Genomic DNA, 9,976 nt, shown 5'->3' on the forward strand with positions numbered 1-9,976 from the left:
TTTGGGCTTGCTCATAGGAGCATTTGCCCCGAAATCGTGCTTCTGAGTCCAGAGCAGTTTTCAAATTTAGCTCACCGGGCCGTGAACGGTTACTTGCCATGAACGCATATTGTCCGGCTGTTGAAGCTCGCAAGCAGGCTCTCTATCGCTCACTTTCCGAGAAGGACCGACGGCGTTACGCGGCGCTCGAAGCAAAAAGGCTCGGTCATGGGGGCGTGGAATACTTCACCAAACTCTTCGGTGGTGATTGCGATACGATTCGGCAGGGGCGAGCCGACATCGAGAGGTTGCCTCACGATCCAGCCGAAGGACGTATCCGTAAAAAGGGGGCGGTAGAAGGAAAGCTAGCTGCACGCAACCGGGTCTCATCGAAGCAATTGAAGAAGAAGTTGAATCGCAAACGGCAGGATCGCCCGTCGAAGACGGTTCGGTCTGAACTAATATGGGATCAAGGGCCATTGCCGAAAGGATTGCTACTCGCGGATTCTGTGCTTCCCCGGGAGTCAGCGGTCAAAACTCCGGCATGGCGATCCCGTACGGCGTGTACGACGCAGTGGCCAACGAAGGTCCATCCGGGATTCTCGTGGGTTCATCCCAACTGCGGGATTTTCTTAGGCATATCGGTGGTGTCCGAAGGGTGTGGACTACCGGATCAAAAATGCTGGCGACGGGCAATGCTTGCCGCCAGCCAGAGACACCATTCGGCGCACTCCGACCGCGACATCCCTAGCCGTGCCCGCGTCCCCGCAGAGCTTGCTTCCGTTTCTCGCGGCAATTTCAACGTAATGGATGAAGGCACCGCAGGCAAATCATTCGGGCACCACCGCGGGTGCCTCCGAAAATCCACCATCCTTGGCTTTCCCGCGACAAACCCGGATGGACTTAATTTTAACGCACCATTCAGGCCAGCCTTGTAATCTAAGTGCGGTACTAACTCCTAAAGCGATGTTTATCGTCTAAAAAGAGCTGGCAAGAAGTTGGGGCTCAGGTGTGCGAGGCCTGTTGGCGCGTTTTTCGGAAGGAAGAGCCATATACCAAGTGTCGCTGCGAGGATTGCAGTGCCGCAGAGTTTTGCTGCGATCCTGGCCGGCATTGATCCGATTGAAGCGTAGTAGAACGCCGCGAACACAGACAGTGAGAGCAATGCAATGATTGCCAGGCTGCGGACGCTCCAGTTCATGGGGTAAAAAACGCGTCCAACGAGCAATGCTGCCAAAAAAGTCGTCGCAAAGGACGCGAGTGTCGTCCAGGCTGCAGCGGCCATTCCAAAAGTCGGCACTAATAGGATATTCAGAACGATGTTTAGGCATCCGGCTGATACTGTAATCAGCGGTATCCAACGTGTTCGCATTTCGAAAAATAGGGGGTTTGCCGCAAAACAGTAGAGCCCTCGAAACACATAAGATCCTGCCAGGATTGGCAAGAGGCTCGTGGCTGGGTGGTAGGATGCGGGAGTAAGCAGTTGCACGGCCTCGCCCGCAAGTAAACTGAATCCCGTCCAAAGAACCATCATCACCGCAAACCACTTAGTGATGATGTCTCGATAAAAATAAGTGGTCGCTCGGCGAGATTTCTTCGACATCTCGAAAAAGCGGGGAGAATTTGATCGGTTGAAGGCTTCGACGAAGATGCTCATCGGGGATGCCAATCTGACTGCGACGACATAAATGCCTAACTCCGCTAACGGAATAAACTTCTCTAGCACAATCTTGTCTGAGCTGATGAACAAGAATCCGCCGTAGTAGTGAAGAATTAAGGGGAGGCAGTAATGAAGTCCGGGCGCGATGAAAGACGCGTCGAAAGCCCAGGCAAAGTGATCAGATACGGTGTAGGCCAGTAGGGCCAGGTTAACGCTTCCGCTGATGAGCGTGGCAGTTAGGACTCCGGTGGGCCCCCATTGCAGGACGACAACCAGAAGAACGCTTGCTGCGAAATGCACACACGTGGTGACAACACTGATTCGCAATAGTCGCGTGGCTCGCTTTTGCACTTGCAGTAGCGAGACGCAGACCGAGGCAAGCGATGATATGCCGAGCGAGATTAAGGCAAGAAAGAAGAGTGGAAAGAATGGCAGGTTTGCGGAGGGGAAGATAATCGCAACGAGGTGACCACCTGCGGTGGTTAGGATCGTGAGCGATGTCACGATCGTCACTGCGGCAACGATAAAAACGGTGCTGAAGAATACACTTGTGTTCTTCTTGTCGCAATCAAAATAAAGCCGCCCGATGATCGAAGGTATTTGGAAAGCTACGACACCGGAGAAGAGCATCCCGAATACGGTTGCCAAGTTCACCGCAGCATAATCTTCCGGTGAAAGGACGCTTGTAAAGAGTGGCAGAAGGGCGAAGCTGAGCAATTGCGGCAGAACGCTTTGTAGGCCGAAAGCGAACGTGTCGCGAATGACCCCCGACTTCGGTTTTGCTTGGTTTTGACTCACAGGTGAGAAGGATCGCAGTCACGGCACTGCGGGATATGTTGGCGTTTGGGTCGTGGCTGGAGGCTACGGGAACGGGTGAGAGGTAACGGGACCCTGCGTCTTGCCACCGCACTTTGGTGTTCGGTACTCAGCGAACGTGCGTCCACGCGAGCGGAGTGCCTCGGGCAACTCGCTGAGAGGCACACCGCCCGACGACCGTTGGCAGGTGCTTTGGCGGCAGACCGCTGCCGGGGCGGATCGAACGGACATTCTTTTCTGTTAGCCGCTCGCCTGCTTCGATGTCTTCTACGGCGAACAAGGACCTGCGAAAACTCTTACTCGCCTGCTCCTTGTCGGTCAGTTCGTAGTTAACTTTGCCTAGGGCCTTCTCGGTCACTCTCACCGCGTCGACCATTTCTTTGAATTCGTGCGGTTCTAAGGAGAACGCACTGTCGGGACCGGGCGTTTCCCGCGACAGGGTGAAGTGTTTTTCGATGACGCAGGCGCCGAGCGCGACGGCGGCGACGGGAACGGCGGTACCCAACGTATGGTCGGACAGGCCCGTGGGAACGCCAAAAGCTTCGGCAAGGTGAGGGATGGTGCGGAGGTTCATCGACTCGGGCGGCGAAGGGTAGGCGCTGGTGCATTTTAGCAGGGTCAGCGGAACGTCCGCCGCCTTGACCACCGCCACGGCTTCGGCAATTTCAGAAAGGCTGCCCATTCCGGTCGACATGATGATCGGACGCCCTTTGGAGGCTACGTACTGGATCAGCGGCAGGTCGACGAGCTCGAACGAGGCGATCTTGTAGGCCGGCGGATCAAACTGCTCGAGGAAGTCGACGGCGGTGCGGTCGAAGGGAGTCGAGAAGCAGTCCATGCCGAGTTCCTTGGCGAGGGCAAACAGTTCGCCGTGCCATTCCCACGGCGTATGCGCTTCGGCATAGAGGTCGTGCAGCGTGCGGCCCGCCCAAAGCGTTCCTTCGCCTACGCGAAACACATCCGAGTCGCAGTCCAGCGTCATGGTGTCCGGAGTGTACGTTTGCAGCTTTACCGCATCGGCACCGGCCAATTGAATGGATCGCAAGCATTCTTTTGCCGTATCGATCTTGCCGTTGTGGTTGGCTGAAACTTCGGCGATGATGTATGTCTTCGAAGCCGTCTGGAGGTTGTGCGTCATGAGGTTCTGTCGATTCATGCCATTCATTTCTCAATAATGCGTTCTACGGAAAAAGCTTCGGCAGCCGTGGAACCAATTGTCGCGCCGCGGAATTTGGCAAGCGCCTCTGCGGCAATTACGCTTCGGGCGTGCGGGAACGGATGCATTTCCTCCGCGTATGCCTGCAGCGCTTTTAGTTTGCGTTCTAGGGTTGTCGAGATGTCGACAAAGTAGTTCGGGCAGAAGGCAGTTGAGTCAGAACCACCGAACCAGCCGGTGCTGGACAATACCTCAAACGATAAGATTCTCGCCGGGCGTCCGGTGCAGTGTGGCTGAGGGCGAAAGCAGGTCAATGCTGCGCGGTGAGCCACCTGATGATCAACATTGAGGTCAAAAGGGTGGTGAGTGTAAACGATGTCAGGGAGGCCAGCCTCTTTGCAAACCGTCTCCAGAGCTTTGGTGACGCTTAAGAGCGGTACCGAATCGAGTGAGTTGTCTGGGAAATCAAGCCGCGTGTGATGGGAGACTCCTAAGACTTTAAGCGATCGGAGCATAGCACCTTCGCGATCACGGATCGCTTTTTGGTTTGCGTGCTCTCGAGATGAAACTCCATTCGTGAGAAAGACTACTCCGATTCTGTCGCCACGTTCGGCGTGACGCGCAAGGGTTCCAGCGCAACCTAGTGCTTCATCATCCGAATGCGCCGCGACAACTAGGACTGTTTGTGACAAGAGGAACTCGCTGTCGAATTAGACTGATGGGCGTATTATCGTTATTGTGGCATCACTGCAGACTTTTTCGTTATATAAGGCTGCACGAGAAAACTCAATGCGAAGGTTTCCGATCTCGAGAAAGGCACGTGGGTAATCGGTCGCATCAAGCATGCGTATATGATCGAAAATGGCATTTTCGTCGGTGGCGTCATGTGGGATCTCGCTGGCTTTTGGAGTTCGCCGCTTGAAGATGACGAGCTCCCCTTCTTGTGCCTGCGGTGACGGTTCGTTCTTGGCGATCTCCGCCGCCAATTTGCACGATAGTTCGGAAGCTCGGATGTAGACTTCTTCAGCAGTGCTTCCTTCTAAAGACAGATCGCTTTTTAGATAGACCGGACCTGCGTCGAACGTACCGCTCATCCTCAGTGCGCTCAGCACTGTATGTCGATGGCCTCTGGCGATCAGATTCTGCAATGGGCTGCCGCCACGTCCGTATGGGACATCCGTCATGTGAAAGCAAACGCACTGCTGTTCTTCGACGATGTGGTCCGGTATCTGTTCTGACCAGTGTAGAAAGAAAATGTACCGGAAGGGTTGCGTCCAATGTTCCTCCAGTTCCGATCGTGTGTTACAGAAGTGCCACTCGCCTTCCTGGTGAGCTAGCAAAGTCTGAAAGTGGCGTTTGTTCCAGGGCATTCGCCCAGCAACTAAGTATCTCATTTGGGGCCCAGTGCAAATTTGACAAGCTCACGATCTTTCGAATCGATTTCGCGAAAACCGAGGCGTCCAAAGCAGCGAAGTGACGGCGTATTCGCCACTCTTACGACTGCGGTGACGGGTGCGGCATGACGGTCGAAGAAGCGACGGGTGGCGAGTCGTAACACTTGCGTGCCCATGCCCCTGCCGCGCCAGTGGCGATCCATCGAGTAATCGATCGTCCATGACCCGTCGTTATCGCGATCGAATCGAACCTGTCCGATGGGTTGGTCTTTCTTGATTGCAACATAGAGTTCCGACGAACAAGAGGCCAGTTTTCTCGAGAACCAGGGTTCGTGATTCTCCCACAGGATCGGTTCAGGGGTAAGCGAATTCTTCCTTACGGAAGGATCATTTGCCCAAAGATAATAAGTCTCACAGTCCTGCGCGTCGGCGTCTCGCAGCCACAGTCCATCGTCAAGGTGAGCAGCGATGCGAGATGCGCCATGTCCATCGATAACCCGCTTGCCGTTTTCTCCTGCGGCGTCTCCGGCAGCCAGTAGGTCCCGAAGCTTCGTGGCGATCGTCGAAGGTTCTAGTCTGCGGGCGTCTCCAAGGTTTATTGCTAAGTTTTGTTCAGCAAGCGACTTGGCAACGAGTTTCTGATTGTCGGCAATAATGACTACAGCACCACGTCGTCCATGATGCAACCACTCCCAGCAGGTGCTTCCTGCAGCGCTGATTACGGAGTCTGCCCAATTGAACTGGGCTGGCATGTCACTTACGTTCGTCAGTACGGATGTTTGATGCTTTGAGCGTAACGCTTGGTCTTTTAACGACGAAATATTTGTGTTTGAGCCGCCGGCGATTACGCGGATTTCCAGATTGTCTTCGCTTGCGATTTCTAACGACTTAAGTATTAGTTCTGTGGTGTTATTCGGGTCGCCAGCACCTAGCGTAACGAGCAACCTCCGGGGCGGTGCTCTTTGGTCTAAGGATCGCTTGGTAGCGTTTTTAAATTCTTCTCTAAGAAGCACGAAAGATGGTCCGAGAAACATATCGCAGTTCGGTATCTCGGAAGAATAGTGAAGCTCGGTTGCGTAGAGATTCTGATTTAGGATCGCATCCGCCGAGAATTCACTCTCGTGGCAATAGTCGTCAACTAACAGAATTGGCGCATCGACTGCGGCGCGTAACGAGCGCTGATACGCGAGATCGAAACGATAGCCATCTAATACCAGCCACACGCAATGCAAAGCTCTGGCCAGTATTCCCGTTTTCGCTGCGTCTTGGAGGCTTCCTATTCTCTGGACGTCAAGTAGCTCGAAGCCGAGCGATTCCTCGTCGAGGCGTCGTCTTAGCCAGTCAGGACACGTTTGGGAGGCGATGATGGCATTACCTCCTCGTTGATTCCAGGCTTGACCGAGGGCAATCATCCGCATGATGTGCCCAGCGCCGATGTCCGCAGAGGCGTCTGCGCGTATCAGTAGATTCCCCGGTTGCCTCATTTGCTTATCTGGTTGGGGTTGGTCGACAATATAGCGCATCAACGCTGTTCAAGTTTGTAATTGCTGCGGATAGTCAGTTCACTCTGAAACATCTGCTCAGCGCGCTGCCAGTCCTCGGGAGTGTCGATGTCTTGAACTCGAGTTCTTGGAATGGGGATCCCGGCGGAATGGGCGGAGTAGATTCCCGTGGCTCGTTCCCAGGCATCGCCGGTCCCCCAGTAGAACTGACCTGCATCGTGCCACGCCTCTGGCAAGTCTTGTGAACGGGTCGTTTCCAGTTCGGGATGGATCATCGAAACGCGACCGTTCGATAGTTTTAATGCACGCTGGATGGGAAACGGAAAGGTCGTGACAGGAAACGCAAACTGACGCTGAGCATCTTCTTTCAAGAGACGCAGGCCGGCGCGGAGATCGTCAGCACGAACGAACGGTGCTGTAGCGTAAATGCAGCAGGCGTACCGGACGCGGCCGCGCTTGGTCTGGACTTGCTGGATGGCATGACGAATCACCGGAATTGTTGGCGTGAAATCATCGGATAGCTCGGCGGGGCGAAGGAAGGGCGTCGTTGCGCCGAGCCTGCGGGCAGTCTCAGCGATCGCTTCGCAGTCCGTGGAGACAATCACTTCGTCGAACACGCCCGCTTCCAGCGCGGCGTCAATCGAATACTGAAGGATTGGCTTACCACAAAACGCCTTCGTGTTTTTCCCAGGAATGCGTTTGCTGCCGCCGCGTGCGGGGATGACGGCTAGGATCATTCACTTATTCCAGGATGGCTCGAGACAGGCGAATGAATGAAGCGTTGTGATGTTTTCTTCGAAAGCTCGCACGTCAGTACTTTCTGTCACCGATGTGCGGCTGTTCGTGGGGGCGTGCATAACTGCAACGTTGTGTCGATGATGTGGTCCTGTTCTGACTCGGCCAATTCGGGGAACAGCGGCAGGCTGAGCGAGCGAGTGTACAGGGCTTCCGCAGCAGGGCACTTCCCTGTCGTGTACCCGTACTGGCGACGGTACCATGGCTGCAGATGCACCGGGATGTAAAGGACCTGGGAGCCAATGCCCGCATCTGCTAAGGACCGCATTAACTCGGTTCGCGAAACGCCGAGCGACTCAAAGTCAATCTGGACCGTGTACAGATGCCAGGACGTCAGGTCCGCATCGTTGGAATTGCGCAGTCGCGGTGTCTCGATCGCGGGGACGTCGGCGAGGCCGTCATTGTATTGCTTGACCAGGCGACGTCGCTTCTCGGTAAACTCGTCGAGTCGCGTCAATTGGCTCAGGCCTATTGCGCACTGTAGGTCGGTGATCCGGTAGTTGAAGCCCAGGTCGTGCATTTCGTAGTACCAAGGGCCTCGTTCTTCCGGGCCATCGTCGCCAAGTCCTGAAAAGGACTGCGGGTCGCGAGTCATGCCATGGCTGCGCAGCGAACGTGCTCGGTTCGCATACACGTCGTTGTCGGTGACCAGCATGCCGCCTTCGCCGGTGGTCATAGTCTTGACCGGGTGGAAACTGAATACCGTCATATCCGCCCAAGGATGACCACCCACTGAGTAGGTTTTCCCATTATGCTCAAAGCGACCTCCCGTGGCGTGGCAGGCGTCTTCGATGACAACGGCACCACGCCGACGGACGACGTCGGCGATCGCCGGCATGTCGGCGGTTTGCCCCGCGTAGTCGACGGCGACGACGGCCTTGACATCATCCTGCCAACTCGCTTCCAGGCTCTTGGGGCACAGCGTGTAGCTGACCGGATCGATATCGGCGAAATCGGGTGTAGCGCCGACGAAGGCAGCGCAGTTCGCCGACGACAGGAACGTGTTCGGGCTTGTGATGACGCGATCGCCCGGACCGATTTCGGCGGCCAGCATCGCCAGGTGCAATGCGGCCGTGGCGTTGCAGACGGCGACGGCGTGTTTCGCGCCTACGCGTCGCGCAAACGCCTCTTCAAACTCCTGCACCGCCGGCCCGGTCGTCAGCCAGCCTGACCAAAGGCATTCGCTGACCGCATCAATGTCGGCTGGGCTAATAGATTGGCGACCGTAGGGGATCATGTTCATGACTGTGGAATTGGCTGTGGATCGGACAAGGACGAGAAGTCGGGCGCGACATTCTCGCAGATTTCTTGCCGGATTTGCTCAACCGTAAGAAAGTCGGAATTGCTCCCCGAGTTGTAGCAGAAGCCTTGAGGGACTCTCTTGGCTGCGAAGTGCTTGATGAAATCGTCGCGATCCCAGGCCGGAGTCTGTGGAAGGATTGCGAAGTACTTGCCGAGGTCATACGTCGTGAACGAATCCGACTTGGTGATCATTTCCTCATGGACCTTCTCACCAGGCCGAATCCCGATGACCTTGTGCTCGCATTCAGGCCCGATGGCTTGTGCAAGGTCGGTGATCCGGTAGGACGGGATCTTTGGCACAAACAATTCGCCTCCCCAGGCGTGCTCCAGAGCATGGAGGACCATCGCGACGCCGTCGCGGAGCGAGATGTTGAAACGCGTCATTGCCGGGTCAGTGATCGGCAAAACGCCGGTGCTTTTCTTGTTTAGGAAGAAGGGGATTACGGAACCATTGGAGCCCATTACGTTGCCATACCGCACGACCGAAAAACGGACGTCCTGCTTGCCGCGAATGTTGTTCGCCGCAATGAAGAGCTTGTCGGACGTTAGCTTGGTCGCACCATAGAGATTGATTGGCGCGCACGCCTTGTCGGTCGACAACGCGACAACTCTAGTGACGTTGCTCTGAAGGACCGCTTCAATAACGTTTTCGGCGCCTCCTACATTCGTCTTCACACACTCGTCGGGGTTGTACTCTGCGATATGGACGTGTTTCATCGCGGCAGCGTGTATCACGTAATCGATACCCGACAGTGCTCTTTGTAGCCTCGCTTGGTCCCTTACGTCTCCAACAAAGAAGCGTATTGCCGGGAATGTGCCTGGCGGATACTCCTGAGCCATTTGAAACTGCTTCTGTTCGTCACGTGAAAAGATGACAACGCGACGCACGTCCGGCCATTTCTCGAAAATGGTCTTCGTAAGTTCTTTGCCGAGCGATCCTGTTCCGCCGGTGATTAGTACTGATTTTTTGGAAAGCATCGATAAGTCCTGTGTTCTTCAAAGCCTGCTGGATGCAGTTGTGTTGATGCTGCAGAAGGCAGGGCATCACATTGTTGTGGAAACATGGCGTCAGGGCGTGGGTGATCCGCTCTGGACCAGTCGCTTCCCGGTCGTGGCGGTGAGTGGGCTGTGGGGATGAGCCGGCGCTTAGAGGCTTTGGAGTTCGACCATGCGGCGGAATTGCGAGTCCGTGTTGCTGTGCCGTTTGTCGTATTCTCCGTGCTCGATTGCCTCGCCGCCTTCGGGTACATAGATGTAGCCTGCGTTCTTGATGGTTGCCAAGCGGTGGGCGATTACAATCACCGTCATTTCTCCGTGCAGGGCATCAATGCTTCGTTGAATCGCCTTTTCGGATGCGCCGTTTAGAGCACTA

11 protein-coding genes and 1 pseudogene are annotated in these 9,976 nt (G+C 55.4%); 3 read left to right on the forward strand and 9 right to left on the reverse strand.

Features of this window, described 5'->3' with window-relative positions:
- Nucleotides 1-98 precede the first annotated feature (98 nt).
- Nucleotides 99-917: a hypothetical protein gene (locus tag GE027_RS23195; protein ID WP_202617500.1), complete on the forward strand. Its 819-nt coding sequence runs from the start codon at nucleotides 99-101 to the stop codon at nucleotides 915-917.
- Between the two features lie 32 nt (nucleotides 918-949).
- On the opposite strand, the gene GE027_RS21830 is transcribed toward GE027_RS23195, so the two are convergent.
- The 4 genes from GE027_RS21830 to GE027_RS23200 all read right to left on the reverse strand — a co-directional run bounded on the left by GE027_RS21830 (nucleotide 950) and on the right by GE027_RS23200 (nucleotide 4,705).
- Nucleotides 950-2,437 (reverse strand): lipopolysaccharide biosynthesis protein, encoded by a 1,488-nt coding sequence (locus tag GE027_RS21830; protein ID WP_153559354.1) that lies wholly within the window; start codon nucleotides 2,435-2,437, stop codon nucleotides 950-952.
- 127 nt (nucleotides 2,438-2,564) lie between these two features.
- Nucleotides 2,565-3,611, reverse strand: a complete 1,047-nt coding sequence (gene pseI, locus GE027_RS21835; RefSeq protein WP_153559355.1) for a pseudaminic acid synthase — start codon at nucleotides 3,609-3,611, stop codon at nucleotides 2,565-2,567.
- Between the two features lie 5 nt (nucleotides 3,612-3,616).
- Nucleotides 3,617-4,303: a PIG-L deacetylase family protein gene (locus GE027_RS21840; RefSeq protein ID WP_153559356.1), complete on the reverse strand. Its 687-nt coding sequence runs from the start codon at nucleotides 4,301-4,303 to the stop codon at nucleotides 3,617-3,619.
- 18 nt (nucleotides 4,304-4,321) lie between these two features.
- The gene (locus tag GE027_RS23200; RefSeq protein ID WP_202617501.1) at nucleotides 4,322-4,705 is read right to left on the reverse strand and encodes a hypothetical protein; all 384 of its coding nucleotides are present in this window, start codon (nucleotides 4,703-4,705) and stop codon (nucleotides 4,322-4,324) included.
- A 21-nt stretch (nucleotides 4,706-4,726) separates the two neighbouring features.
- On the opposite strand from GE027_RS23200, the gene GE027_RS23625 reads away from it, so the two are divergent.
- Complete coding sequence (locus tag GE027_RS23625; protein ID WP_261344075.1) at nucleotides 4,727-4,849, forward strand: hypothetical protein; 123 nt, start codon at nucleotides 4,727-4,729, stop codon at nucleotides 4,847-4,849.
- A 152-nt stretch (nucleotides 4,850-5,001) separates the two neighbouring features.
- On the opposite strand, the gene pseG is transcribed toward GE027_RS23625, so the two are convergent.
- From pseG to pseB, 4 genes are all read right to left on the reverse strand, one after another.
- On the reverse strand, nucleotides 5,002-6,528 hold the full coding sequence (gene pseG / locus GE027_RS21850; protein ID WP_153559358.1) for a UDP-2,4-diacetamido-2,4,6-trideoxy-beta-L-altropyranose hydrolase: 1,527 nt from the start codon (nucleotides 6,526-6,528) through the stop codon (nucleotides 5,002-5,004).
- Nucleotides 6,528-7,244 (reverse strand): pseudaminic acid cytidylyltransferase, encoded by a 717-nt coding sequence (gene pseF, locus GE027_RS21855; RefSeq protein WP_153559359.1) that lies wholly within the window; start codon nucleotides 7,242-7,244, stop codon nucleotides 6,528-6,530. Before pseF ends, pseG begins: the two co-directional genes overlap by 1 nt.
- 86 nt (nucleotides 7,245-7,330) lie before the next feature.
- Nucleotides 7,331-8,545, reverse strand: a complete 1,215-nt coding sequence (gene pseC, locus GE027_RS21860; protein WP_202617502.1) for a UDP-4-amino-4,6-dideoxy-N-acetyl-beta-L-altrosamine transaminase — start codon at nucleotides 8,543-8,545, stop codon at nucleotides 7,331-7,333.
- A complete protein-coding gene (gene pseB / locus GE027_RS21865) occupies nucleotides 8,542-9,582 on the reverse strand; it encodes a UDP-N-acetylglucosamine 4,6-dehydratase (inverting) (protein ID WP_153559360.1) in 1,041 nt (346 codons plus the stop codon). Before pseB ends, pseC begins: the two co-directional genes overlap by 4 nt.
- On the opposite strand from pseB, the gene GE027_RS22895 reads away from it, so the two are divergent.
- A complete protein-coding gene (locus tag GE027_RS22895) occupies nucleotides 9,572-9,742 on the forward strand; it encodes a hypothetical protein (RefSeq protein WP_162006875.1) in 171 nt (56 codons plus the stop codon). The genes pseB and GE027_RS22895 overlap by 11 nt on opposite strands.
- A gap of 8 nt (nucleotides 9,743-9,750) precedes the next feature.
- Here the strand turns inward: GE027_RS22895 and GE027_RS21870 are convergent.
- Nucleotides 9,751-9,976: pseudogene (locus tag GE027_RS21870) on the reverse strand (hypothetical protein); the annotation flags it as partial.

The organism is Roseimaritima sediminicola (assembly GCF_009618275.1).
In the GTDB taxonomy this organism is placed as follows: Bacteria; Planctomycetota; Planctomycetia; order Pirellulales; family Pirellulaceae; genus Roseimaritima; species Roseimaritima sediminicola.

What these genes read in the sequence shown, in the direction of transcription:
- GE027_RS23195 (WP_202617500.1), top strand. Translation starts at nt 99, where the DNA reads ATGAACGCATATTGTCCGGCTGTTGAAGCTCGCAAGCAGGCTCTCTAT.
- pseI (WP_153559355.1), bottom strand. Translation starts at nt 3,611, where the DNA reads ATGAATCGACAGAACCTCATGACGCACAACCTCCAGACGGCTTCGAAG.
- GE027_RS23200 (WP_202617501.1), bottom strand. Translation starts at nt 4,705, where the DNA reads ATGAGCGGTACGTTCGACGCAGGTCCGGTCTATCTAAAAAGCGATCTG.
- GE027_RS23625 (WP_261344075.1), top strand. Translation starts at nt 4,727, where the DNA reads ATGTCGATGGCCTCTGGCGATCAGATTCTGCAATGGGCTGCCGCCACG.
- pseG (WP_153559358.1), bottom strand. Translation starts at nt 6,528, where the DNA reads ATGCGCTATATTGTCGACCAACCCCAACCAGATAAGCAAATGAGGCAA.
- pseF (WP_153559359.1), bottom strand. Translation starts at nt 7,244, where the DNA reads ATGATCCTAGCCGTCATCCCCGCACGCGGCGGCAGCAAACGCATTCCT.
- pseC (WP_202617502.1), bottom strand. Translation starts at nt 8,545, where the DNA reads ATGAACATGATCCCCTACGGTCGCCAATCTATTAGCCCAGCCGACATT.
- pseB (WP_153559360.1), bottom strand. Translation starts at nt 9,582, where the DNA reads ATGCTTTCCAAAAAATCAGTACTAATCACCGGCGGAACAGGATCGCTC.